At 42.7% G+C, this 25,075-nt stretch carries 26 protein-coding genes and 1 pseudogene; all 27 read left to right on the top strand.

Going from position 1 to position 25,075, the window contains the following annotated elements:
• On the top strand, positions 1-727 hold a 727-nt coding region (locus VK080_RS11940; protein ID WP_324224988.1), incomplete at its 5' end, for a helicase-related protein.
• 1 nt (position 728) lies between these two features.
• Positions 729-1,412 (top strand): ComF family protein, encoded by a 684-nt coding sequence (locus VK080_RS11935; RefSeq protein WP_324224987.1) that lies wholly within the window; start codon positions 729-731, stop codon positions 1,410-1,412.
• Positions 1,413-1,734: 322 nt separating this feature from the next.
• Positions 1,735-2,151 carry a TIGR03826 family flagellar region protein gene (locus VK080_RS11930; RefSeq protein WP_324224986.1) on the top strand — a complete coding sequence of 139 codons (417 nt, stop codon included), beginning with the start codon at positions 1,735-1,737 and terminating at the stop codon, positions 2,149-2,151.
• Positions 2,152-2,240: 89 nt separating this feature from the next.
• On the top strand, positions 2,241-2,507 hold the full coding sequence (flgM, locus tag VK080_RS11925; RefSeq protein WP_324224985.1) for a flagellar biosynthesis anti-sigma factor FlgM: 267 nt from the start codon (positions 2,241-2,243) through the stop codon (positions 2,505-2,507).
• Positions 2,508-2,521: 14 nt separating this feature from the next.
• Entirely contained in the window at positions 2,522-3,010 is a 489-nt protein-coding gene (locus VK080_RS11920; RefSeq protein ID WP_324224984.1) for a flagellar protein FlgN, read from the top strand.
• Between the two features lie 23 nt (positions 3,011-3,033).
• Entirely contained in the window at positions 3,034-4,557 is a 1,524-nt protein-coding gene (gene flgK, locus VK080_RS11915) for a flagellar hook-associated protein FlgK (protein ID WP_324224983.1), read from the top strand.
• A gap of 9 nt (positions 4,558-4,566) precedes the next feature.
• Positions 4,567-5,448: a flagellar hook-associated protein FlgL gene (gene flgL, locus VK080_RS11910; protein WP_324224982.1), complete on the top strand. Its 882-nt coding sequence runs from the start codon at positions 4,567-4,569 to the stop codon at positions 5,446-5,448.
• 70 nt (positions 5,449-5,518) lie between these two features.
• Positions 5,519-6,091, top strand: coding sequence for a DUF6470 family protein (locus tag VK080_RS11905; protein WP_324224981.1), 573 nt, complete (start codon positions 5,519-5,521; stop codon positions 6,089-6,091).
• Between the two features lie 15 nt (positions 6,092-6,106).
• On the top strand, positions 6,107-6,553 hold the full coding sequence (gene fliW / locus VK080_RS11900) for a flagellar assembly protein FliW (RefSeq protein ID WP_324224980.1): 447 nt from the start codon (positions 6,107-6,109) through the stop codon (positions 6,551-6,553).
• 2 nt (positions 6,554-6,555) lie between these two features.
• Positions 6,556-6,780 (top strand): carbon storage regulator CsrA, encoded by a 225-nt coding sequence (gene csrA / locus VK080_RS11895; RefSeq protein WP_324224989.1) that lies wholly within the window; start codon positions 6,556-6,558, stop codon positions 6,778-6,780.
• An 83-nt stretch (positions 6,781-6,863) separates the two neighbouring features.
• Positions 6,864-7,220: a flagellar protein FlaG gene (gene flaG / locus VK080_RS11890; RefSeq protein WP_324224979.1), complete on the top strand. Its 357-nt coding sequence runs from the start codon at positions 6,864-6,866 to the stop codon at positions 7,218-7,220.
• A 312-nt stretch (positions 7,221-7,532) separates the two neighbouring features.
• Entirely contained in the window at positions 7,533-7,934 is a 402-nt protein-coding gene (gene fliS, locus VK080_RS11885) for a flagellar export chaperone FliS (RefSeq protein WP_324224978.1), read from the top strand.
• On the top strand, positions 7,934-8,287 hold the full coding sequence (locus VK080_RS11880) for a flagellar protein FliT (RefSeq protein ID WP_324224977.1): 354 nt from the start codon (positions 7,934-7,936) through the stop codon (positions 8,285-8,287). The genes fliS and VK080_RS11880 overlap by 1 nt, the downstream gene beginning before the upstream one ends.
• A 191-nt stretch (positions 8,288-8,478) precedes the next feature.
• Positions 8,479-9,036 (top strand): ribosome hibernation-promoting factor, HPF/YfiA family, encoded by a 558-nt coding sequence (gene hpf / locus VK080_RS11875; RefSeq protein ID WP_324224976.1) that lies wholly within the window; start codon positions 8,479-8,481, stop codon positions 9,034-9,036.
• Positions 9,037-9,353: 317 nt separating this feature from the next.
• Positions 9,354-9,509 (top strand): hypothetical protein, encoded by a 156-nt coding sequence (locus tag VK080_RS11870; RefSeq protein ID WP_324224975.1) that lies wholly within the window; start codon positions 9,354-9,356, stop codon positions 9,507-9,509.
• 314 nt (positions 9,510-9,823) lie between these two features.
• The gene (secA, locus tag VK080_RS11865; protein ID WP_324224974.1) at positions 9,824-12,340 is read left to right on the top strand and encodes a preprotein translocase subunit SecA; all 2,517 of its coding nucleotides are present in this window, start codon (positions 9,824-9,826) and stop codon (positions 12,338-12,340) included.
• 81 nt (positions 12,341-12,421) lie between these two features.
• Positions 12,422-13,523 (top strand): peptide chain release factor 2 gene (gene prfB / locus VK080_RS11860; RefSeq protein ID WP_324224973.1). Its coding sequence is split into 2 segments (ribosomal slippage): positions 12,422-12,493 and positions 12,495-13,523, totalling 1,101 coding nucleotides; the frame shifts between segments, so codons are not numbered across the junction.
• Positions 13,524-13,863: 340 nt separating this feature from the next.
• The gene (gene cccB / locus VK080_RS11855; protein WP_324224972.1) at positions 13,864-14,211 is read left to right on the top strand and encodes a cytochrome c551; all 348 of its coding nucleotides are present in this window, start codon (positions 13,864-13,866) and stop codon (positions 14,209-14,211) included.
• Positions 14,212-14,668: 457 nt separating this feature from the next.
• On the top strand, positions 14,669-15,355 hold the full coding sequence (ftsE, locus tag VK080_RS11850; RefSeq protein ID WP_324224971.1) for a cell division ATP-binding protein FtsE: 687 nt from the start codon (positions 14,669-14,671) through the stop codon (positions 15,353-15,355).
• Positions 15,345-16,238 (top strand): permease-like cell division protein FtsX, encoded by an 894-nt coding sequence (ftsX, locus tag VK080_RS11845; RefSeq protein WP_324224970.1) that lies wholly within the window; start codon positions 15,345-15,347, stop codon positions 16,236-16,238. The genes ftsE and ftsX overlap by 11 nt, the downstream gene beginning before the upstream one ends.
• A 56-nt stretch (positions 16,239-16,294) precedes the next feature.
• Complete coding sequence (locus tag VK080_RS11840) at positions 16,295-17,653, top strand: PcsB-like coiled-coil domain-containing protein (RefSeq protein WP_324224969.1); 1,359 nt, start codon at positions 16,295-16,297, stop codon at positions 17,651-17,653.
• Between the two features lie 172 nt (positions 17,654-17,825).
• Positions 17,826-19,286 carry a S41 family peptidase gene (locus VK080_RS11835; RefSeq protein WP_324224968.1) on the top strand — a complete coding sequence of 487 codons (1,461 nt, stop codon included), beginning with the start codon at positions 17,826-17,828 and terminating at the stop codon, positions 19,284-19,286.
• Positions 19,287-19,429: 143 nt separating this feature from the next.
• Positions 19,430-20,617 carry a PDZ domain-containing protein gene (locus VK080_RS11830; protein WP_324224967.1) on the top strand — a complete coding sequence of 396 codons (1,188 nt, stop codon included), beginning with the start codon at positions 19,430-19,432 and terminating at the stop codon, positions 20,615-20,617.
• A 306-nt stretch (positions 20,618-20,923) separates the two neighbouring features.
• Positions 20,924-21,296, top strand: a pseudogene (locus tag VK080_RS11825) (hotdog domain-containing protein).
• A gap of 444 nt (positions 21,297-21,740) precedes the next feature.
• Positions 21,741-22,265, top strand: coding sequence for a cytochrome C oxidase subunit II (locus VK080_RS11820; RefSeq protein ID WP_324224966.1), 525 nt, complete (start codon positions 21,741-21,743; stop codon positions 22,263-22,265).
• A 19-nt stretch (positions 22,266-22,284) separates the two neighbouring features.
• The gene (locus tag VK080_RS11815) at positions 22,285-23,754 is read left to right on the top strand and encodes a cbb3-type cytochrome c oxidase subunit I (protein ID WP_324224965.1); all 1,470 of its coding nucleotides are present in this window, start codon (positions 22,285-22,287) and stop codon (positions 23,752-23,754) included.
• Between the two features lie 82 nt (positions 23,755-23,836).
• Positions 23,837-24,394 carry a hypothetical protein gene (locus VK080_RS11810; protein WP_324224964.1) on the top strand — a complete coding sequence of 186 codons (558 nt, stop codon included), beginning with the start codon at positions 23,837-23,839 and terminating at the stop codon, positions 24,392-24,394.
• Positions 24,395-25,075: the final 681 nt, after the last annotated feature.

The following is a 25,075-nucleotide window of genomic DNA, read 5'->3' as shown; positions in this document are numbered from 1 at the left end:
GCTCCGCTTCCGCCGTGCTTTTGACGTCATTGTTATTGATGAGGTTGATGCCTTTCCCTATACTCATGATACCTCACTTCCATTTGCGGCTGACCGTGCCAAAAAAGAAAGCAGCACCACCATATATTTAACCGCTACACCAAGGCGGGAACAACAGCTGCAAATGGCCCGAAAGAAACTCCCGCATGTATTTGTCCCCCGCCGTTACCACGGTCATCCGCTGCCAGTACCGAACTTTCTTATTTGCCACACCTTACACAAAGATTTGCAAAAGCCCCGGCCTCCTAAAGCATTTTTCAAATGGTTTGCCAATCGAAAAAATCAAAACCGGCAGCTGCTCATTTTTGTCCCGACCATCAAACTCGCCGAAACGTTGACCCCAAAACTGTCTTCTGTTCTGTCTGACGATACGGTGATGGCTGTCCATGCATCCGATCATGATCGGGAACAAAAAGTTCAGCAGTTCAGGGATAAACAATTTCAAATATTGGTGACCACAACCATTTTGGAGCGGGGTGTGACATTCCCGTCCGTTGATGTGGCGATTTTGGATGCAGGCCACACGGTTTTCGATGAAGCAGCGCTTGTGCAGATTGCCGGCAGAGCAGGCAGAAGCCCGGATGATCCGACAGGTGAGGTCATCTTTTTCCATGACGGCAAGACCGAAGCCATGGTTCAGGCAGTCAGTTTGATAAACCAAATGAACAAACGGGGAGGTTTCCGGTAACATGAATTGTTTATGGTGTGATACCACTATAATTCCGGAAGTCAGTTGGAAAACGATCATCAGACTATCCAAGCCGAAACATCTTTGTTCATCCTGTGCGGGTCAATTAACCATTTTAAAGGGCAAACGATGCAGAAAATGCAGCCGGTTAAGTGATGAAGATGTCTGCCCGGATTGCAAATGGTGGGCGTATCATACATCGCAGGAAGATCCGCTGATATGCAATTACGCCGTTTTTTCGTATAATGATACAATGCAGGAGATCGTTTCAAGGTGGAAGTACCGGGGTGATTACTGTCTTGGAAAAGCCTTTCAAGATGATTACAGAAGAGCGTTTGAACAAAAATTTTCGTTTCTCCCCAAGGAAACGGTTGTGGTCCCGATTCCATTAAGCGATGAACGCATGGATGAACGGGGATTCAACCAGTCCAGGATGCTTGCGGATTTTTTGCCTCTGAAAACAGCAGAAATACTATCACGCAGACACAGTGAGAAGCAGTCTAAGCGAACGCGCCGACAGCGTGTGTCAGCCGCTAACCCTTTTCACATGATCGAAAACATTAACAATCCGGTCATTCTTGCCGATGATATCTATACAACCGGAACGACATTAAGACATGCCGCTGCGGTTTTGAAGAAGTATGGATGTCCGGCTGTCTACGCGCTCACATTGATCCGTGGGTAAACGGCAAATATGATAAAATCACGTGTTCAAAAAGGTGGATAAAAAGGACCGGCAGGCTAAGTTCGCGACATCCTGTCGCAACGCCTGCACTAGCACGTCCTGTGCGTCGAAAGTTCGAGGGGGCGCAGTTTCGAGCAGCGGGCTTCCACAAGACGTGGTGAGTTCTGCGTTGTCCACAGGACGTGGACGGTTTTAGCAGAACTTCCCCTATGCATTTAAATACATGAGCAGCGGAGAAACAAGCCAACGAAGAAATTCGACGCGTCATTTTACCGGACTTTTTGAACAACCTCTAAAATCGAGTTAAAGGGGGAGAAAATCAGTGGCTGAGTTAGCAAATTGTTCTCGCTGTGGAAAAGTATTTGTGAAATCAATCCGGGATGTTTGTCAATCGTGCCATCAGGAAGAAGAAGAAGCGTTTCGGGTTGTTTACCGGTTTTTAACCAAACGGGAAAATCGGGAAGCGACCGTAATGGAGGTTGTCAAGGCGACGGGTGTCGAGGAAGAACTGATCATTAAATTCATTAAACAACGGCGTTTGCGGACATCGGAATTCCCCAAGCTTGCCTATCCGTGTAAGCGATGTGGCGTTGATATTGTCAGTGGCAGATTATGTGCCAATTGCGCAGAAGAACTGCGAAATGATCTGGAACAGCATGAAAAGAAGAACAAATTCGAAGCATCCAGGAAAGACAGGCATGAAAAGATTTATTATTCCATTGATAAGCATAAGAAATAATGATAAATACTTTAATCTTTGCACAGACGTGCCGATATAATATTAAAATGGTGTGTGCGATAATGTCACATAGACTAGAGGTGATTTTCATGAAGATATATGGTCCTGATCAATCAGGCTTTAATCCATATAAATACCAGATGCAAAAGCAGATGGACCATTCGAAAGCCGCCGGAAAGAAGGATCAGCTGGAAATATCCAGTCAGGCAAAAGAAATGCTGGAAAATAAAAAAGTGGATTCGAAACGTGCAGCTTATGTTCAGCAAATAAAAGAGTCTGTCGATAAAGGTGACTACCGGATCAATCATGAAAAGACCGCACAAAAAATGATTGATTTTTGGTCGAAACAATCTTAAAGGAGGACGCCAACTTGTCCGTTGAGCCGATTATAGAAGCATTGGAAAAGCTGATGAAGCTGCATGAAGGTTTGCTTGATACAGCCGTGAAGAAAACGGAAATGATCAAAGAAGGATCAGTTGATAAACTGCAGTCATTGCTTGTCAAGGAACATAAATTTGTACAGGCACTGGAGCAGGCTGAAAAAAGCCGTCAAAAGGCTGTTGAGAAGTGGCTGGAGAGTGAAAGAATCACACTGCATCAGCCAACCATAACAGCTATTTTGGAGACGGTAGGGGATGAACAGGAAAAAAACGAACTCGAAACGACAACCGTCAAACTGACCAATACAATCACCCAATTGAAACAACAGGAAGAGCTGAATCAGGCATTGATCCGCCAGTCAATGCAATTTGTTGAGTTGTCACTTGACATGATGCGGCCTTCGATACGAAATAGGAACTATGGCCAAAAACAGACGGCCGGTTCACCGGAGCGATCTGTTTTTGATTCCAAAGCATAGTTAGAGACGGAAGGAGTAAACCGATGAGCACTTTTCATGGACTGGAAATGGCGAAACGGGCCTTATTTGCCCAGCAATCGGCATTGTATACGACCGGTCATAACATATCAAATACGAATACAGACGGATATTCACGCCAACGCGTAAACTTTGAGTCTTCCTCACCATTTCCGCCGGCATCCCGCAACCGTCCGGAAATGGCCGGGCAAATGGGAACCGGTGTAGAAGCCGGTACAGTAGAGCGGATCCGGAATCAATTTCTTGATCATCAATTCCGTGCTGAAAACAGCAAATCCGAATACTGGAGTACGAAGGCAGATGCACTCAGCCGTATGGAACATTTAATGAACGAACCCTCGGAAACCGGACTGTCTGAAACAATGGATCAGTTTTGGCAGTCATTGCAAGATTTGGCCGTCAATCCCGAAGACGCCGGTGCAAGGTCTGTTGTAGCGCAGCGGGCACTTGCCGTATCGGATACATTTAATTATTTATCTGACTCCTTAAGCTCGATACGTACTGACTTGAGGAAGCAAATTGATGTCGAGGTAAAAGACGCCAATTCGCTCATCAGACAGATTAACGCCATTAATGAGCAGGTAAAAAATGTCGAAACAAATGGACAATTGCCAAACGACTTGTACGATGAGCGCGACCGGTTAATTGATGAATTGTCAGGCATTGTCAATATTGATGTCCGTTACACCAAAAGCAGTGACGGTGCGTTGGATATTGCTGATGGTCTGGCGACAATCAAACTTGCGGATGAAAATGGCAATCCTGTCGATGCTCCTGTCTTGGTCAGTGGCGATATAGCCAATGGTGAATTAGGTTTTAACGAGATAACTGTCAGTTATACCGGGAATGGTTATGAACCCATCGATGAAATTTCGGTGAACGGTGAGTCATTGACGTTGTCCGGATTGGCTTCAACCGGTTCATTAAAAGGGCTGGTCGAATCATATGGCTATTCGGAAAATGGTGAAACAAAAGGTATTTATCCGGAGATGCTAAACGATCTGGATACGATGGCTCAGGCGTTTGCAAAGGCATTCAACGATATTCACAATGATGGTGCCGATCTGAATGGCAATCAAGGAATAGAAGACTTTTTCCAAAACGCCTCCGGACAAGAGGCCGCTGGAAACATGACAGTGAATGAGGCAATTTTGGATGACCCGGATTTGATAGCAGCAAGCAATGGTACCGGAGCCGGTGATGGTGGCAATGCGTCCGATTTGGCGGATGTATTTGATACGCCGCTTCAGGATTTAGGTGATCATACATCTGTCAAAAGCTACTATGAATCGGTTATTGGCGACTTGGGCGTTATGGCACAGGAGGCCAACAGGATGACAGAAAATACGGGAACGCTTAAGTCACAGGTTGAACAGCAGCGGATGTCGGTCAGTTCGGTATCGCTTGATGAAGAAATGTCCAACATGGTCAAGTTTCAGCACGCTTATAATGCTGCCGCCCGCAGCATGACAGCAGTTGATGAAATGATAGACCGTGTCATTAATAATATGGGATTAGTCGGAAGGTAGGTTAAAACGATGCGCATAACACAAGGTATGCTCTCGAATAATATGATTAACAATTTGTCAAACAGCTATTCCAAATTGAACACCTATATGGAGCAGCTGTCGACAGGTAAGAAGATCAATCGTCCATCCGATGATCCGGTTATTGCGATGAAAGGAATGGGATACCGTACTCAAGTGACTGAAGTTGAACAATTTAAACGGAATACAAATGAAATGCACACGTGGATGGACAATTCTGATGCAGCTCTGGATAAGGCGACCAAGGCATTGCAAAAAATGCGCGAGCTCGCAGTCCAGGCAAGCAATGATACATATGATGCGGAAGAACGGCAGAATATAAAAGAAGAAGTTGAGCAGTTAAAAGAGCATCTGGTCGATATTGCCAACACGAATGTGAACGGCAAATATATATTTAACGGGACCGCCACCGATACAAAGCCTGTTACCGATGATAATGGCGAATTGGTTGTTTCCGGCAATACAACACCGGTTATGATTGAGGTTACGAGCGGAACGAAACTTCAGGTAAATGTTGATGGAACAGACGTTTTTAATGACGAATTGTTCAACACGGACATACCAAACTTCATTGATGCGTTGGAAAGCAATGATCAGGAAGCCATTGAAAGCAGTATTGAGACACTGGATGACAATATTCAGGGCGTGATCAACGCGCGTGCAGACCTCGGAGCACGCATGAATCGTCTGGAATTAGTTGAAAACCGTCTCGAACAACAAGCGATAAGTGCGAAGAAGACCATGTCGGAAAATGAAGATATTGATTATGAAAAGGCTATTACTGAGCTGATTACACAGGAAAGCGTCCATCGTGCTGCCTTGTCGGTGGGAGGCAGGATCATTCAGCCGACACTTATTGATTTTCTGCGCTAGTCAGTCTTTCAGCCCTGTCCGTATATGGCACAGGGCTTGATTTATAATAACTCAATAAGGATTGATTGTCATGCAATTACCGCAAATCCGGCTGGAATCCCAAATGGCAAAGATCCAAATACAGAAAACACCGCCTCAACAGAGAATTCAGCAACCAGAAGCGGAAATGTCGATTCAACAACCCAAGGCCGATCTTTCAATTACAACAAAACCATCAAAATTAACGATCGATCAGACAGAGGCCTGGGAAGACTTGAACTTGATGCACATATCCAAACGAATTGAAAAGTTTGCCGATGAAGGTCATAAGGCTGCCATGGAAGGAACTGCCCGCCGTGCCCGGCAAGGCGCTGAACTGATGAAAATTGAAAATGCAGGCAATCCGATTGCGAATCAGGCTATCACAAATGCTTTTGATCAGATGAAGCGTATCGGTATAAAATTTATTCCATCACATTTTGCCGTGAAAACCAATTATGAGCCATCGGAAGTTCAAATTGATGTCAAGGTTAATGAACCGATTATTCATGTACAGCCGCAAAAGCCGGTACATACGTACGCTACTGGTGATGTGTCCGTCAGCATGCGACAATATCAGGATTTGCAAATTGGATTTGTCAACCTTTTCTCCGATTCCGTATAAGAAAGGATGGCTGGAATGCAAATACAGACAAAATATTTTGGTGAAATGGAAATTGCTGATACGAGCGTTATTCATTTTCCGTCAGGTTTACCGGGTTTTGTTGATGAAAAGGAGTTTGCTCTATTAAACTTGTCAGAGACGTCTGTTTATCAAATATTACAGTCAACACAAACTGCTAATGTTGCGTTTGTTGTTGTCAACCCATACTTCTTTTATCAAGATTATGTGATTGATCTGGATGATAATCTGGTAAGCAGTCTGGAGCTTAAGAATGATAAGGATGTGGTTGTGCTGAGCATTTTAACGGTAAAAGATCCGTTTGATACAAGTACCCTTAATTTGAAAGCGCCCCTCATCATCAATGTCCAAAATAACCGGGGAAAGCAGTACATATTAAATACCGATGCCTATCCGTCAAAAGCTGCTATTCCTTCTGTTTCCACATCGGTGAAAGGGGAATAATGATGCTTGTGCTGACACGAAAGGAAAATGAATCGATTCAAATTGATGATGAGATTGAAATTAAAGTGCTGGGTCTGGAAGGCGATCAGGTGAAACTGGGGATATCAGCACCGAAGTCAGTTGATATTCATCGCAAAGAAGTTTATCTCGATATCCAGAAACAGAATAATGAAGCGGCCAAATTGTCAGTGGATATTCTGAATCTCCTGCATCCGAAAGATAAATGAAAGAAGTGACAGGGAAGCCTTAACTATTTATTTTTCCGGCCGATATAAATAGTAAATTAAACATAATGGGAGATGCATGGGCAATGAAAATAGAAAATGAACCAGCACCAATTCAACCCTTGCAAAATGAACAGTACAACAAGCAAATGCTATCGGCAGAGGATAATACAGCAAAAAATAACAATAACATGGCGCCGCCAGATGAGAAGTCAGTCAATTCCGATCAAGCGGACAATATTGTGTCTCAAATCAATGAATTGATGAAACCGATACGGACCAATTTGAAATTTGAACTTCATGAAAAACTTGATGATTATTATGTCAAGGTCATCGACCGGGAAACGAAAGAGGTTATCAAGGAAATTCCACCGGAGAAAATGCTCGATATGTATGCCGCGATGGCTGAATTTATGGGTTTTTTAACAGATGAAAAGGTTTAACGACTTCTGAATATCCCAATAAACTTGACGATGCACTTGATTCAACGATCGGTAAGTTGAAGCAGCTTGCAGGCTAGGGGGAACAAATACCCTGGAGAATGATACACTCATTAAACGGCTGAACGATTTTGCTGAATGGATAGCGGCGTTTGAGACGTGAATGGCCAGGTTGAAATCCGCCATTAGAGCCAATTTACTAAAACAAAGTACACATAGAGCGGATGAATCAGCAGTCAGCAAAAGTTTAAGTATGGCGGCAGAATGATGTAAACGAATGATCCATGAATATTCAAAGACAAGGAGTGTGCTTGAATGTCAATTAATAAACCATATCAAGCCTATCAAAACAATGCGGTAAACACTGCATCAGGCGGTGATTTGACATTAATGCTGTACAATGGCTGCATCAAGTTCATAAAACAGGCTATGAAAGATATGGACAACGGAAAAATTGAAGCTAAAAATACGAATATCCAAAAAGCACAGAACATTATCCAGGAATTAATGGCGACACTGGACCCTAAAGTGGAAATCTCGCAGCAATTCATGCCGCTGTATGACTATATATTGCATCAGCTGAAAGAAGGCAACATAAAAAATGACACTGCTTTCCTGGAAGAGGCTTTACGTTATGTCACCGAATTCCGCGATACGTGGAAACAGGTCATTAAACAGACGCGACAGTCACAATATGCCCAGGGTGCACGTGTATAATGAATAAATTGCAGACATTGCTGGACATCACAAAACAGCTGGATCAAGTACTTGAAGAAGATGCTCATACCAAAAATCGTGATGAGGTCATTGAACGGGTTAATGAGTTGATCGAAAAAAGAGGAAAACTACTTGAAACGATCAACCCTCCATTTTCCGACAATGAGCAAAAACTGGGCAAAAATATAGTAGCGCTTAATAAGCAAATCCAGGGAAAATTGAATCAGTTGTTTAACGATTTAAAGCTGGAAATGAAACAAGTGAAAAAACAGAAAAAATCCAATCGGTCCTATATGAATCCCTATGAAAATGTGAAAATAGCAGACGGTATGTTCATGGACAGCAAAAATTGACCAAAAAAGCTTCTGCAGATACAGAAGCTTTTTTGTTACCCTGATGGCCGGACAACATGCTTCCGGTGCAGATCCCGGGATAGCTCAGTCGCCTGCATTCCACTTAAATTATATTATTGTTCGTTTAAACAGGAAAAATGGGTGGTAATGTAGTATAATAAATATATAAGGATGAAAGGAGGACACTTTTTATGAAGTACAACATTCGTGGTGAGAATATTGAGGTGACCGGGGCCATCCGGGATTATGTCGAAAAGAAAATTGGTAAACTAGAACGCTATTTTGATACACCACCATCATCGGATGTACATGTTAACTTAAGTGTCTATAACGATGAACAGAGAATTGAGGTTACGATTCCAATGCCGAATCTGCTGCTCAGGGCTGAAGAGGAGCATCTTGATTTATATGCAGCCATTGATCTGGTAGTAGATAAATTGGAACGTCAAATCCGCAAGTACAAAACGAAAGTGAATCGTAAATTTAGACAAAAAGGTTCTCCGAAACACATATTTGCTGAGCTGGAAAAAGAAGCTGAATTGAAAAATGAACAAGAAGAATCGGATGAATTGGAAATTGTTCGTAAAAAACAGTTTGATCTAAAACCAATGGATTCAGAAGAAGCAGTATTGCAGATGGATATGCTGGGTCACGCCTTTTACGTGTTCACCAATGCGGTTTCCGGCAATACCAATGTCGTATATCGCCGTAAAGATGGAAAATATGGATTGATTGAACCGAACAGTTAACGACATAAAATGTATGTGGGCGATCCCGAAATGTGGGATCGCCTTTTAAATAGAACGTATTGAAAGTTCACCAGGTGTCAATAAGGTTCGCTTTTATAAACAAAGCTCGCAAGAATATGTCGAAGTTTGTCGTACAAATTACCAAAATTTAATTTTGGATTTTGAATGGGCCTATATTCGACTGAAGCCATGTCGAAAAATGCATTTTATGGGTAAAAACATGTCGAATACCAAGCCGAAATCGAAAAATGGCAATTAGCTTTTATAAACGACTCTATGCTATAACATAATCATACAAGATGAAAGGAAGTGCTTATGTGAGTGAAATCGAGTATGACGAGTTAGTCCGAAAAGTACGGCAGCATGAAGAAACGATTGCACAATTGGTCGAAATCATTGCGGTTACCAATCGTCGTCTTGCAGATTTGGACAGGAAGCAGCAGGAACAATCACATACTTATTCATTTACATAGGCCTTCCTGTTATAGTCCTCTCATGTTCCCCTTGACTTCCTCTCACGAAAAGAACAGTTCATCCCCGGACTGTTCTTTTGCTTTCGGATTTATATGTGCCTGCTATTAAAAAATGGCCGCGGTTAATAGGCCGCTGACATGTTGACAGTTGCTTGCCCGGCCGCCTCAATAAGTTGTCATACGATTTGAGATACGTTATCATAAATAGTGGACTATAAAATGCCAATCGTTTTACTATAATAGATACTATCAAAACTTTGCCGCGGAAATGATGGCAGAGTTCAGTTTTTCAAATCATATGAGGAGCGTTTTATATGGCGGGATTACTTACAAAGATTTTTGGTGACGGCAATAAGAAACAGTTAAATAAAATACAGCGAAAAGTTGATCAGATTGAAGCTCTGGAACCTGATATGGAAAAGCTGTCCGACTCCGACCTCAGCAGGAAGACTGAAGAATTTAAGGAACGCTATGAAAATGGCGAAACATTGGATGATTTGCTTGTGGAAGCATATGCCGTTGTGCGTGAAGGTGCAAAACGGGCACTTGGCATGCGGCCTTTCCCTGTTCAGTTGTCCGGGGCAATTGCGTTGCATGAAGGTAATATCGCTGAAATGAAAACAGGGGAAGGTAAGACACTCGCTTCCACGATGCCGGCATATCTGAATGCGATCTCCGGAAAAGGCGTGCATATCATTACGGTCAATGATTATCTGGCTGATCGTGATGCGAGGGAAATGGGTGTCCTTTATAATTTTCTTGGCCTGACAGTTGGGCTAAACGGTAATGGTATGTCAAAAGAGGAAAAACGTGAAGCGTATAACAGTGACATTACGTACGGTACTAATAACGAGTTTGGTTTTGATTACTTGCGTGACAATATGGTTTTATATAAAGAGCAGATGGTCCAGCGCCCGCTTAATTTTGCCATCATCGATGAAGTTGACTCGATTCTGATTGATGAGGCACGAACACCGCTGATTATTTCCGGATCGGCGCAAAAATCAGCGGCAATGTACCAGCAGGCAAACGGTTTTGTCCGTACATTGAACCGGGAAACAGATTATACGTACGATGAGAAAACAAAAGGTGTTCAATTGACGGAAGAAGGCATCAACAAAGCGGAGCGTTATTTCAGTGTTGAAAACTTGTTTGATCTGAATCACGTATCGTTGACACACCATATTAATCAGGCACTGAAAGCACATGTTTCAATGCAACGCGATACGGATTATGTTGTTCAGGAAGGCGAAGTCATCATTGTTGACCAGTTCACTGGACGTCTGATGAAAGGTCGTCGCTACAGTGATGGCCTCCATCAGGCGATTGAAGCTAAAGAAGGACTCCAGATCCAAAATGAAAGCATGACACTCGCCTCCATAACATTCCAGAACTTTTTCCGGATGTACCAAAAATTGGCTGGCATGACCGGTACAGCAAAAACAGAAGAAGAAGAGTTCCGTAATATTTATAACATGGACGTTATCGCCATCCCGACGAATGAGCCGATTATTCGTGATGATAAACCAGATATGATTTATAAGACAGTAGAAGGTAAATTCCGTGCAGTTGTAGAGGATATAAAAGAACGACATAAGGCTGGACAGCCCGTACTGGTCGGTACCGTTGCCGTTGAGACATCCGAATTGATTTCCAAAATGCTGAAAAAGGCCGGAATCCCGCATAATGTACTGAACGCAAAAAATCACTACAGGGAAGCGGAGATTATTGAAAATGCCGGGCAAAAAGGTGCGGTGACGATTGCTACAAACATGGCCGGACGTGGTACGGATATTAAACTTGGTGACGGTGTGAAGGAACTGGGCGGCCTTGCCGTCATTGGTACCGAACGTCATGAATCACGCCGGATCGATAACCAGCTGCGCGGGCGTTCAGGACGTCAGGGAGATCCTGGTATGTCACAGTTCTATTTATCGATGGAAGATGAATTGATGCGGCGTTTCGGTTCTGATAATATGCGCTCGATGATGGATCGGTTTGGCATGGATGACTCACAGCCGATTGAGAGCAAAATGATATCACGTGCTGTAGAGTCTGCTCAAAAGCGGGTGGAAGGCAATAACTTTGATGCCCGTAAGACAGTCCTCTCATATGATGATGTATTGCGGCAACAGCGGGAAATTATTTACAAACAGCGTTTTGACGTGATTGAAGCGACTGAAGATTTACGGGAAATTGTCGAAGGGATGATCAAGTCCACGCTGGAACGTGTTGTCGAAGCTAATACACAAGATGAACTCGATGAAAATTGGGAGCTTGACACGATTATTGAGTACGTTCATGGCAACTTGTTGAATCCTGATGATATTACAGTAGATGATATTAAAGGCAAAGAGCCGGAAGAAATCATTGACTTTATTCTGGAAAAAGTCAAAGTGCGCTATGACGAGAAAGAACAGGAATTGACGCCTGAACAAATGCGTGAATTTGAGAAAGTAATCGTATTGCGTACGGTTGATACCAAATGGATGGATCATATCGACCAGATGGACCAGCTGCGTCAAGGTATTCACCTGCGTGCATATGGACAAAATGATCCATTGCAGGAATATCAGGCAGAAGGATTCCAGATGTTTGAGGAAATGATTGTTGAGATTGAAGAAGAAGTTGCCAAATATGTCATGAAGGCGGAAATACGCGATAACCTGCAGCGACAGGAAGTTGTGAAAAACACGCAAGCAGTATCCGGCGGCGACCAGCAAGAGAAGAAAAAGCCCCGGAAACCGTATGTGAAGACTGAGAATATCGGCCGGAATGATCCATGCCCATGTGGCAGCGGCAAAAAATATAAACATTGCCACGGTGCGTAACCATACCACTGATGTGGAACACTCCCGAATGATGGGAGTGTTTTCACTGACATAATCATATAGTTTTTTGAGGTGAATCATATGGAACTTGTTGAAATTGGAAATGAACTTGAACAGATGACAAAACGAATCGATGACTTTAGGGGGTCTCTTTGACTTAGATAACAAAAGAGAACGCATAAAAGAGCTGGAACTGGAAATGACTGATCCCACATTCTGGGATGATCAGGAAAAAGCACAAAAACTGATTGATGAAGCCAACAGTCTTAAAAGTTATGTTCAAGGGTTTGACTCATTGGAAAAAAAGCTTGAAAATCTTGAGGTATCCTATGAGCTTGTTAAAGAAGAGAATGATCAGGAGTTATTTGCTGATCTGGAAAACGACATAACGACATTGCGAAAAGAGATGAATGATTTTGAACTGCTAATGCTGCTGAGCGGGCCGTATGACCAGAATAATGCCATTTTGGAATTGCACCCGGGCGCTGGCGGCACGGAGTCACAGGATTGGGCAAGTATGCTTTTAAGGATGTACCAGCGCTGGGCTGACAAAAAGAACTTTACGGTCGAAACACTGGATTATCTACCTGGTGATGAAGCAGGGGTCAAAAGTGTGACATTGTGGATTAAAGGACACAATGCTTATGGCTATCTAAAGGCTGAAAAAGGCGTTCACCGGCTTGTACGCATTTCACCATTTGATTCTTCCGGACGTCGTCATACATCGTTTACTTCATGTGATGTAACGCCAGAAATGGATGATGACGTGGATATCGAAATAAGAAATGAGGATATTCATATTGATACGTATCGTGCGAGCGGCGCGGGAGGTCAGCATGTTAACACGACCGATTCGGCGGTCCGGATAACGCACTTGCCGACAAATACGATTGTCACGTGCCAGTCCGAACGGTCACAAATTCAAAATCGTGAACGTGCGATGAAAATGCTCCGATCCAAATTATACCAACAAGAGCTGGAACGGCAACAGCAGGAGCTTGATGAGATACGAGGCGAACAGCGAGAAATCGGCTGGGGAAGCCAAATTCGCTCATATGTATTCCATCCCTATACAATGGTAAAGGATCACCGAACAAATCTTGAAGCAGGCAATGCACAAGGTGTGATTGACGGCAATTTAGACCCTTTTATCGACGCCTATTTGCGGTCACAGATTAACTAGGCTGAGTTCGCAGGGTCCTCGAAAAAGGAAAGCACTTTTTCTTGTGCGATGCATCACTGCCGGAGCTTTCCTTGCCCTGTTGCAACGCCTTTACAACCTGCATTGTAAAGGCCCAAACCGACTCGGACATTACTGGCAGTAGGCCCACGAATTATGGGCCTACTGCCAGTTATATGCGGGATTGATTAAAAAAGTCATGAAAATGACATATTTTGCTAAAGTCCCGGTTTGACGATAATTTAAACCATCTGTAAGGCTCATTGGTCGTTTTAATTTTTCGGTGTTAGGTTATAATAGGTGTGAAAACCTTTTTACTAAATTATCTTAGGGGGGATTTAACATGAAAAAAGGGTTAATGACAATGCTCTTCGGTACGGCGCTTGTGCTCGGTGCCTGTGGCGGAGGCGGCGATGATGGCGGCGGTGACACTGGTGGCGACGAATCTGCCGGTGATGGCGGTGGCGAAACCACTGCAGCTGCCGAGGAAATCTTTGAAAGCAATTGTGCATCATGTCACGGTGCAGACCTATCCGGCGGAGCAGGCCCTGAGCTGACATCAGTTGGTGCAGATTATTCCGCTGACGAAATTGTCGACATTATTCAAAATGGTAAAGGAAGCATGCCTGCACAAGATGTGTCAGATGAGGATGCTCAAACACTTGCCGATTGGTTAGCAGAAAAAAAGTAATATTTCTCAATGAAAGTTTGGTCTATTGATTGGTATAGACCAAACTTTTTAGTTTTTGCCCGACTCCCCCGATTATGGATCTTCATCAGCAATTATAGGTACCATCTCTTTCCAGTATTTTTCAAAATCCGCGTTATTTTTATAAAATGTTACAAAGATTAAACCCAGGTATATAAATTGAAATGAAAATGTAATATTAAATGCCTAAAATTTATGATGAAAAATGTTATAATAGATAAAAATTACATAGATAAGCGCGTTCAAAGATACGTCTTTAAAAAAATTGACTGAGATCATTCGGGGTTATATGAATCATTGACGAAATTCTCCGATTCACTCGAACTGACTTCCAGATTCGTAAGGGAAAAAGAACTTTCCTGGTGATTTTCCGGATCTGGTTTGTGCAAAAAATTTACAACTAAGAGATACAACATTATGGATAAAAGGTGATATATAAATGATAAAAATGAAAGACGTTCACAAGACATACGCCAATGGTGTTACTGCCCTGAATGGGATTAATATAACGATTGATCAAGGTGAATTTGTATATGTTGTCGGTCCAAGCGGTGCCGGAAAGTCTACATTTGTCAGACTTATATACCGTGAAGCGAAGCCAACAGAAGGAACTATCACCGTTAATGATACGGACTTGAGTACCCTGAAAGAAAAGAGAGTGCCATTTTTACGTCGGGATGTTGGTGTTATTTTTCAGGATTTTAAGTTGCTGCCAAAACTATCAGTCTATGAAAATGTCGCGTTTGCGCTTGAAGTCATTGAAGAATCACCCCGCAATATCCGCAAACGGGTTATGGATGTGCTGGAACTGGTCGGCTTAAAGAATAAGGCACGGTTTATTCCGGATGAGTTATCAGGGGGTGAACAACAGCGTGTGTCGATTGCACGCGCCATTGTCAATAACCCTAAAATTGTCATTGCGGACGAGCCGACTGGAAACCTGGATCCTGACACATCATGGGAAATCATGCGGATTTTTGAGGAAATCAATACGAGGGGTACGACAATTATTATGGCCACCCACAGCAAAGAAATCGTCAATACGGTTAAAAAACGCGTTATCGCAATTGAAGATGGATTAATCGTACGTGACCAACATCGAGGTGAATACGGCTATGAAGCTTAGGACAATCAAGCGCCATCTCAAGGAAGGCATCAAAAACATCTTCCGTAATGGCTGGATGACAGTTGCGTCAATAGGTGCAGTAACAACGACGTTATTGCTGGTAGGCGCATTTCTTGCTTTAATGCTGAATCTTAACCATATGGCTGGAGGTCTGGAGGAAGACGTTCAGATTGAAGCATTAATCGATCTTACCACAGATGAGGAACAGATAAAGGAACTGGGAACGTCCATTAAGCAGATGGATGGAACAGAAAGTGTTGTATTTGCCTCTAAAGATGAACAGCTTAATCAATTAATCGAGGATATGGGTGAAGAAGGTTCAACCTGGCAGATGTTCGAACAGGACAATCCACTCAGCCATGCTTATATTGTCAAAGCAAAGGACCCGAACAATACAGAAAACGTGGCCAACCAGATCAATAAACTGGATCATATTCAGGAAGTGAACTACGGTCAGGATGTTATTCACCGTTTATTCCAATTTAATGAGTATGCACGGAATATTGGATTGGTCTTGATTGCCGCATTGGTCTTTACTGCTATATTCCTTATTTCAAACACGATTAAACTGACGATCATGGCGCGAAGCAGAGAAATCGGCATTATGAAGCTTGTGGGCGCAACGAACGGCTTCATTCGCTGGCCATTTTTCATTGAGGGAATGCTGCACGGCGTATTCGGTGCTATTATTCCGATTACTGTTGTTTTAATAGGATACTATTACCTGGACAATACTCTTGGGGATCAGATTACGTACTCATTTGTGGAGTTATTGCCATTCAACCCATTTGCATGGCAGTTATCGCTCATTATTTTGTTAATTGGAACATTTATCGGTATTTGGGGAAGTGTCATGAGTGTACGTAAATTCCTGAAAGTATAATTCAATACAAATACAATCCAATTTGAACCATATATAGCAGGAGGGGAAGAACGAGAATGCGGAAATTTATTTCCTATATACTCATTGTGTTAATGGTTTTCGGCACCGGTCTTGTCGATTGGCAGAAAGTATCCGCTCAAAGCAAAGATGAACTTGAGCAGAAGATCCAAAATAAGAAAAACGAACAAGCTGAAATCGAAAAGGAAAAATCCGAACTGCAGGATGATAAACAGGAAACAGAAGAAAAAATTGAGGAAAACCTGGATCAACAGGAAAGTGTCAATAGTGAGATTGACACCATCGATCAGGAATTGTCCAGTACCCGGGAAAAGATTGAAGCAAAAGAAAATGAAATAGCTGATACAAATGCACAGCTTGACGAGTTAAGCAACCAAATTGATGAACTCAATTCAGAGATTGAACAGTTAAAAGAAGACATTCGGGAATTGAAAGAGCGGATTGAAAAACGGGAGGAATTGCTTAAAGACCGTCTGCGTGCTATTCAATCAAACGGCGGGAGCATGAATTACATAGAAGTGATTTTCGGGGCGAAAAGTTTTGGTGAATTCATCAGCAGATCCTCGGCAGTCAATACGATTATGAAACAGGACAAAGACATCATGGAAACGCATAAACGTGAAAAACAGGAAGTCGAGGCTAAACAGGCTGAAGTGAAAGACAAGAAACAAGATATTGAGCAAAAGAAAGCTGAAGTTGAAGATAAGAAAGCGTCACTAACGAATCAAAAAGACGAGCTTGAATCATTGAAATCACAGTTGAGCGAGCAAATGGCTGAAAAAGAAGACAAGCTGAGTGAATTGGAAGAGTCAGAAGAAGAACTGCATCAGCACAAGATGAGCTTGGAAGAGGAACAACAAGTGCTAAGGGACCAGGCTGAGGTGATAGAGAAGGCTATGAAGGAAGCTAAACAAGATCTTGACCAATTATCAAAACCTTCACCATCTAACGGTTCAAATGGCTCCGACAGCTCAAATGGTTCAGGTTCAAATCTTAGTGCGGGTGGTACAGGGATTTTTGATTGGCCTGTCAACGGAAGATTTTCATCACCATATGGGCCAAGGGACATGGGATCCGGTTACCATTATGGTATTGATATTGCAGCATCTACCGGAACCACAATCCAAACTGCAGCACCCGGGGTTGTCACCAGATCAGATTATTCCAACAGCTATGGAAATGTTGTTTATGTCTATCATCCGCAACATGACAAAACAACGGTATATGCGCATATGTCCCAGCGGTCAGTCAGTCTTGGCCAATCCGTTTCAGCGGGACAGAAATTAGGTGCGGTGGGCAATACCGGGAACTCATATGGAGCTCATTTGCATTTTGAAGTGCACAATGGGGAATGGGCTTACCATGGCGGAGTAAATCCAATGTCCTTTTTACCTTAAAATAAACGAATGACATTGCATTTTAGCTGCATAAACTATATCATTAAAGGCATCGCACATTTCGGTGTGATGCCTTTTTATAGGTGAAGGTAAAATAGAGAACATGACAGTCTTCCTCGACTTTTGGAATGGACAAGCCGTCAGATAAATATATATAAGTTGGGGTGAAAACATGAAACAGAAAAAGGTATATATTATACTCCTTTTAGCGGGTGCACTGGTTTTGGGATTTGCAGGTGCATATCTGGGTGTGACGCTGGCTCAGCCAGATTACGGTTCGGACCAGACACTGGATGAATCAGCGGAAACGACGGGACAAAACAGCGGCGGTACTCCACCGGCAAACATGCAAAAAGTGGCACAAACCTATAACTTAATCAAAAAACATTACCTGGAAGATGTCGAGGACAAGCAGTTAATCGAAGGGGCCATCCAGGGGATGATTGGCTCATTGGAAGATCCGTACAGTTCCTATATGGATGTTGAATCGATGCAGCAGTTCAATGAGACGATTGAATCCTCATTTGAGGGAATTGGTGCCGAGGTAAGCATGGTGAACGGGAACGTGACGATTGTTTCACCAATTAAGGATTCCCCAGCTGAGGAAGCAGGTCTTAGACCCAATGATCAGATTTTGAGCGTTAATGGTGAAAGTGTTGCCGGCTTGAATCTGAATGAAGCCGTTGACATGATCCGTGGTGAAAAAGGATCGGAAGTCGTGCTTGAAGTTCAGCGTTCAGGGGTTTCAGAGCCATTTGATGTTACACTTGTGCGTGATGACATACCAGTGGAAACCGTGTATTCTGAAGTCAAGTCGATCGACGGAAAGAAAACAGGGGTTATCGAAATAACGTCTTTTGCGGAAAATACAGCACAACATTTCAATGAACAGCTGAAGGAACTGGAGAATGAAAATATTGAAGGGCTGGTCATTGATGTCCGCGGCAATCCCGGCGGTGTTCTATCTGCTGTGGAAGGGGTATTGAAAAACTTTATTCCGAAAGATGTACCGTACGTTCAAATCGAAAATCAGAATGGCGAAACGGAAAAATCGTATTCTGACCTTGAAGAGAAAAAGCCGTATCCGATCAGTGTCCTGATTAATGAGGGAAGTGCCTCTGCTTCAGAGATTTTAGCAGTGGCCATGAAAGAGGTCGGTTATGATGTTGTTGGCACCAATAGCTTTGGCAAAGGAACGGTTCAGCAGGCTGTACCTGTTGGTGATGATGGGAGCAGAGTCAAATTGACATTTTTCAAATGGCTTTCGCCTGAAGGGACTTGGATTCACGAAGAAGGTGTAAAACCGACTGTTGAGGCAGAACAGCCTGATTATTACTTTACAAGTCCTGTTCAGGTTGAAGAACCGCTTACTTATGATGAAGCCGGTGATAATGTGAAGAATATGCAAGTGATGCTGAAGGGATTAGGCTACGATCCGGGGCGTACAGACGGTTATTTCAGTGGAAAAACAGAGGCAGCTGTTGAAGCCTTCCAGGCAGAGCATGATCTGCCAGTAACCGGAGAAGTTGATGAAGAAACAGCAGGCTCAATTGAAACCACTGTTGTTGAACGAATCCGTAATGGTGAAGATGACCGGCAAATGGAAAAAGCACTCAACGTATTATATGAGTAGAATTGATCCGCGGGTAACACTCGCGGATTTCTTTTCACACGATGCAGGAAAAATGTTAACAAATCGCGAATATAAACATAGGCGTGAACAGAGGATGAAGCGACTTTTCGGACAAGCTTGAGAAGATAAGACAGAAGGTGATCATGATGGCAGAATCCTGGGTGATGGAACTGGTAAAAGGAATAGGAAGGTTTTTCCTGAATCCTCTCGTGTATTGGACAATTATTTTATCATTAGTTGTCAGCTATCGGCGGATAAAACAGGAACGCCGCCTTTTTGGACAGAAAGTTTTTGATATTTTTTCGGAATGGAAGGATACATGGCTGGTAACCACGATATTCGGTTTAATGTTATCTATTATAACAATTGGAGCAGGTGTGGTTTTTTCATATGAAACGATTATGTTGATTGCGGCTGTGACCATTCTGCTCAGTATAACATTCCGTTTGACGGTGCTGTCGCCTGTTTATACGATTGGTATAACATTTTTACTGTTGCTGCTGTCACCATTTGCACTTGAAAATCAGACCTTTATTGATGTGGATTTGTTTGAGTCTCCAAATTTCACTGGGTTGAGTCTATTGTTAGCCATATTACTGTCGGCAGAAGCATTTTTATTAACACGACATACCCGGAATAACACATTTCCGGATATGGAGATTGGACGCCGTGGGACATGGATTGGTATGCATCATCTCAAAAAAATGGCATTCATTCCTTTTTTTGTCCTAATCCCGTCAGGTTCGATTACGCCGATTGCATCTTTTTGGCCCTATTTTTCAATTGGCGGTGAAACATACAGCCTTATGCTCGTGCCATTCCTAATGGGGTTTAATCATGTTGTGAGAGGACAACTGCCTGAAAAAACAGCAGAGCGTTTAGCAGGATCAATCCACATTTTGAGTCTGATCGTCCTGTTGCTGGCTGCCGGAAGCATTTATATTGGCTGGCTGTCACTTGCAGCAATCGTTGCAGGCATCATTGGTCGGGAGTACACCAGTTACAGACACCGGATAAAGGACCAGGAAAAAACGCCATTTTTCAATCAAAACGAACGTGGTATAAAGGTATTGGCAGTTATACCCGGAACTCCAGCTGACCGCCTGGGAATTTTAGCCGGTGAAACGATCATCAAAGTTAACGGAAAGAAAATTAATCGAATCGATCAGTTTTATTATGCATTGCAGGATAGTGGGGCATACTTCAAATTGGAAGTAATCGGCGACAATGGCGAAGTCCGCTTTGTTCAAAGCGCCCTTTATGAGGCAGACCATCATGAATTAGGCGTTATTACCGCATCGGAGCGCTCCCCCGATAGCCAGCTCGCCTGAAGTGAAACGTCATTCAGCGGGGTACTTTTCCCCGCTGATGATAGAGAATAAAGGTTAAGTACGCAACATCCTCGAAAAAGGAAAGCACTTTTTCTACGTACGATGTATCGCTGCCGCACCTTTCCTTGTCCTGTTACAACGCCTGTGTGACCTGCATTGTAAAGGCCCGAACCGAATCGGGCATTTATGGGCTGTATCCCCTGTTTTTTGAGCCGATGAGGAAGCTTCAATTAAATCCCTGAAAAAATTAAAAGCAGTTTGGCGTAATCCGAAGAAAAGCATTTATTTATAATGGGAGGAATATGATTGTCTTTGAAAGTAGGCGATGTGATTACATTTGAGCGGCGTTTTACAGAAGAAGAGGTTGAATTATTTACTCGGGTATCAGGTGATGGGGGCTCTCATCATGTTACGCCTGATGAGAAGGGAAGACTTGTTGTTCAAGGGCTATTAACGGCAACTCTGCCAACAAAAGTAGGTGGGGATTATAACGTTATGGCGCGTCATATGAATTTTGAGTTTTTTAGACCAGTATTTACAGGTGATACAATTAAATGTGAAGTAGAAATTGAAAAATACGCAAAACAATAATAGAACAGCGATTATGGCAACCTTTATATGTAAAAATCAGAATGCAATAGACGTATTAAAAGGTAATTTCTCAGGTGTCATACTTTAAATGCTTTATATCTTCTTCAAGCACTGGAATTGAACCTTCTGTAAGCTGAGAACTGTGTATGATCAGGACTTCATCTATTTTTTCAATGATTCGCCTTATTCAAGAAGAATGCGGGGTTTAAACTGTCAAAAGTTAAGAACTTTTTTGTCATGGAACAGATTGGTGATGTTGTGATATGGCACCTAACCTGAAGTAAGGATTTACGAATTATCATGAAAAATGTTTTATTTTCATAGCAAAAAGGTATGAGTCGTATTCTCATACCTTTTTACTATTACCACCGTTTTTACTATAAAAACTAAAAAAACTGTTTTTTCACAAAATAATCCGAAATGAGTGATTTACGTCACTCGTTTCGGGTTATTTTTTTCGTATGATAAATCCGATTAACGGCTACCTGTAATTTTTCTTACGAGGTATAACTTAAAAGAGGGGGGCATCGAGTTGATACAAACCGTTGCATGGGTTGTCAGTCTGTTTTTTATGATTGTGATTACAGTGGTATTCAGCGTTGTGTTATTGAAATCACAGGAGAAAAGAGATTATACACCCATTAAGAAAAAATGGTATAAAGCACGATCATTTTATGGTTCGATATTGATTGTATTCATGTTGGCGGTAACGATTTATACATTAAGAGAACTGCCGTACAATCAACCTGTTTACAGTGCTGGAGCAGAGCCAACCGTTGTTGACGTTGAAGCCATGCAGTTTGGTTGGGAACTAAGCCAAACCCAATTCAAAGCCGGAGAACCGGTTGAATTTAAAGTGAAAAGCAATGATGTTAATCATGGGTTTGGCATCTATGATGAAGATATGAATATCCTCACACAGACACAGGCAATGCCGGCGTATACAAATGAGGTTTATATCACATTTGATGAACCTGGCACATATGAGGTTCTTTGCATGGAGTACTGTGGATTGGCTCATCATGCCATGACTGCGGAAATAACCGTGACAGAATAATATGGTGGAGGTGTGATGAATGCAGTCGGTAAAATCTCGCAATAATTTGGTTGTATCCTATTTGACAGTGGGCGGTTTGATTATTCTTGTCATGATGATATTTGGTGTCTTGATGCTTTTGTCACAAGGCGGTGTACTGGATCTGTCACCGGCCGCGTTTTATCAATTTCTGACGATACACGGGACCGGGATGGTTGGAGCAGCAGCATTTGCAGCAGCAGGCATCATGGGTTACTTTTTGAGCAGACATGTGACGCTTTCGAAAAAGGTAATGACGGCTAACCTTGTTTTATTCCTGATTGGCGTTGTTATGGTGATTATCGGTGTATTTTCATTTGAATATGCGAGCGCCTGGACATTCCTCTACCCGCTCCCGCAACTCTCAGCCAACGCATGGGGGACAATAGGTGCACTGTTATATCTATTTGGAATGCTTATACTTGGTGTCGGCTTTTTATTATTTTATCTAGATACTGGACGCGCTATCATAAAAAACTATGGCAGTCTGGCAAAAGGACTGGGCTGGGATGTCATTGCCGGTAAAAAATCAGAGGATGATGCCCCGTCGAGTACGGTCGTTGCAAGCACGATGGTCACAATTGTTAATGTAACGGCATTAATAGCAGGTGCGATTGTTCTGATCATGAATATTATTAATGTGATTAACCCGGCATTTACGGTTGATCCACTGTTGGCCAAAAACCTGACCTATGCATTTGGGCATATTTTTGCAAATGCGATTATATACATGGCAGTCATTGCAGTATATGAAATTTTACAAGAGTATACAAACCGTCCATGGAAAGTTAATCGCGTGTTTCTGATTGCCTGGACAATGTCGACTGTGTTTACATTGCTCATTTATACGCATCATTTGCTAATGGACTCAGTTATGCCAACATGGATGCTGATTATGGGACAGGCACTTTCCTATGCAAATGGTCTGCCGGTACTCGTGGTTACGGCTTATGGAGCTCTGATGATCGTCTATAAATCGGGCATCAAATGGGATATGGGGTCAGGTCTCATGTTCTTATCGATGTTCGGCTGGGTTGTCGGAGTCGTACCAGCGATTGTCGATGCAACGATAGTGGTCAATCAGGTGATGCACAATACAAAATGGGTACCGGGTCACTTCCATATGTATATGGCCCTTGGCGCATGTGCCATGATCTTCGGGTTCATGTATTATTTAGCCAAACATGACAGTGCCATCAAAACAAATGTCATGGACCGGTTTGCTTTTGTCGGCTACACCCTTTCGATTATCGCACTCAGCGGATCGTTTCTCGTTTCCGGGGTATTGAGTACACCAAGACGATGGGCGACCCACATCCCGGAATGGATGGGACCAGCCGTATTCGGAGGTATAGCCGGTATATTGGGATTCCTTTCAGTGGCCATATTTGTTGTACACTTTATCCGTTTTATTAGAATACGTAATAAAATGGTTCCCGGAAGCAGTAGTGACGGTAAACGCCTTGCATAGTAGTGATTCATTTTGTCCAGGATACAATGAAAGCAAAATTCGGTGTGAGTCGGGATAACTTTTTCGGGAGGAGGGTCAGCGGATGTCAGCGACACGATACGGGATTATCTTGTATGCCCTGCTGATAATCCCTCCTGTCAGAAATGCCATGGAGTCGGTCATGATCGTTCATATGCTTGTGCAAATTCCGCTGCTTATTTTTTCGGGATGGCTGATGGCGGACAAATTTCAGGATAAATTTCAGCGATTTTTTGCAAAATGGAATGGAAATGGCATTGCCGGCATTTTGCTTGTGATCGTTATGACAACGTTCTGGATGATTCCCCGGATGCTTGATGAGGCACTCGCGGTCTGGTATTTCGAGCTGTTTAAATTTATCAGCCTTCCGTTTTTGGCGGGGATACCGCTTCGAAACAGTTGGAAAAAGCTCGGTCCACTGGCGAAGAGTTTTATCGTTTTTAACTACATCTCCATGTTCGGATTACTGGCGTGGATATATATCGATGCGCCTGTTCGGGTTTGTAACAGTTATTTGGAGGCTGACCAGGAGATTCTGGGATGGGGATTTTTGATCATTACTGTCAGCCTTATACTCTATATGCTTCAATATGTATTTATGGATCATTCTGAAGAACCATAGTGTGCACGAAACATCTTCAATACTGCTGTTCAGCAGGTTGAAGGTGTTTTTTATTTGGAGCTGAAAATGTGAACGTCGCGCGAATTAATGTCTTCGCCGCACGAAATGACTGGGACGTCGCGCGAATTAATGTCTTCGCCGCGCGAAATGACTGGGACGTCGCGCGAATTAATGCCTTCGCCGCACGAAATGACGGCCCCGCCGCGAAATAGTGGCTTGATGAACTTCAGCGAATTCATTGTGAACTTCGGCATTCAGTGCCAGCACTGCCTAATTACCGGAAAGTAGGGCAGACATCGAGATAAAACCAAAACATCAGCAGATGACCAAAGAAACCGTGCATCATATAGGCTTTTATACCCATTAAAAGTAAATATATGTAAAAACATTTTTCACAATATCCACAGTGTTTATATGCTTCTAATCACCGTCAAATCAATTTTTCACTATATTTCATACCGTCATCAATTGTTCATAATTGAGCATGATTTAAGTGGGGCAAATCACAGGGGGTGCCTTTCCGGGAAAGTACACTATAGGTGAAGATAAGACGAACCATTCGAAAGGCAGATAACAGTCAAGACCAATACAGATCGAATGGTTGGTGCTTATCAAAAATATTATGAGGTGATTGAAATGTTTAAACGAGTGGGGATGCAAACGATCGTTGGTCTAAGCGTT

Origin of the sequence: Lentibacillus sp. (assembly GCF_035301925.1) — a bacterium.
Lineage (GTDB): Bacteria > Bacillota > Bacilli > Bacillales > Amphibacillaceae > Lentibacillus.
Note: the sequence above shows the minus strand (reverse complement) of the source record. Positions and strands in the feature narration are given on the sequence as shown.

Excerpts from the sequence above, each read along its gene's own strand:
- VK080_RS11935 (WP_324224987.1), top strand. The coding sequence starts at position 729 with ATGAATTGTTTATGGTGTGATACCACTATAATTCCGGAAGTCAGTTGG.
- flgM (WP_324224985.1), top strand. The coding sequence starts at position 2,241 with ATGAAGATATATGGTCCTGATCAATCAGGCTTTAATCCATATAAATAC.
- flgK (WP_324224983.1), top strand. The coding sequence starts at position 3,034 with ATGAGCACTTTTCATGGACTGGAAATGGCGAAACGGGCCTTATTTGCC.
- flgL (WP_324224982.1), top strand. The coding sequence starts at position 4,567 with ATGCGCATAACACAAGGTATGCTCTCGAATAATATGATTAACAATTTG.
- VK080_RS11905 (WP_324224981.1), top strand. The coding sequence starts at position 5,519 with ATGCAATTACCGCAAATCCGGCTGGAATCCCAAATGGCAAAGATCCAA.
- fliW (WP_324224980.1), top strand. The coding sequence starts at position 6,107 with ATGCAAATACAGACAAAATATTTTGGTGAAATGGAAATTGCTGATACG.
- csrA (WP_324224989.1), top strand. The coding sequence starts at position 6,556 with ATGCTTGTGCTGACACGAAAGGAAAATGAATCGATTCAAATTGATGAT.
- flaG (WP_324224979.1), top strand. The coding sequence starts at position 6,864 with ATGAAAATAGAAAATGAACCAGCACCAATTCAACCCTTGCAAAATGAA.
- fliS (WP_324224978.1), top strand. The coding sequence starts at position 7,533 with ATGTCAATTAATAAACCATATCAAGCCTATCAAAACAATGCGGTAAAC.
- VK080_RS11880 (WP_324224977.1), top strand. The coding sequence starts at position 7,934 with ATGAATAAATTGCAGACATTGCTGGACATCACAAAACAGCTGGATCAA.
- hpf (WP_324224976.1), top strand. The coding sequence starts at position 8,479 with ATGAAGTACAACATTCGTGGTGAGAATATTGAGGTGACCGGGGCCATC.
- secA (WP_324224974.1), top strand. The coding sequence starts at position 9,824 with ATGGCGGGATTACTTACAAAGATTTTTGGTGACGGCAATAAGAAACAG.
- cccB (WP_324224972.1), top strand. The coding sequence starts at position 13,864 with ATGAAAAAAGGGTTAATGACAATGCTCTTCGGTACGGCGCTTGTGCTC.
- ftsE (WP_324224971.1), top strand. The coding sequence starts at position 14,669 with ATGATAAAAATGAAAGACGTTCACAAGACATACGCCAATGGTGTTACT.
- ftsX (WP_324224970.1), top strand. The coding sequence starts at position 15,345 with ATGAAGCTTAGGACAATCAAGCGCCATCTCAAGGAAGGCATCAAAAAC.
- VK080_RS11840 (WP_324224969.1), top strand. The coding sequence starts at position 16,295 with ATGCGGAAATTTATTTCCTATATACTCATTGTGTTAATGGTTTTCGGC.
- VK080_RS11835 (WP_324224968.1), top strand. The coding sequence starts at position 17,826 with ATGAAACAGAAAAAGGTATATATTATACTCCTTTTAGCGGGTGCACTG.
- VK080_RS11830 (WP_324224967.1), top strand. The coding sequence starts at position 19,430 with ATGATGGCAGAATCCTGGGTGATGGAACTGGTAAAAGGAATAGGAAGG.
- VK080_RS11815 (WP_324224965.1), top strand. The coding sequence starts at position 22,285 with ATGCAGTCGGTAAAATCTCGCAATAATTTGGTTGTATCCTATTTGACA.
- VK080_RS11810 (WP_324224964.1), top strand. The coding sequence starts at position 23,837 with ATGTCAGCGACACGATACGGGATTATCTTGTATGCCCTGCTGATAATC.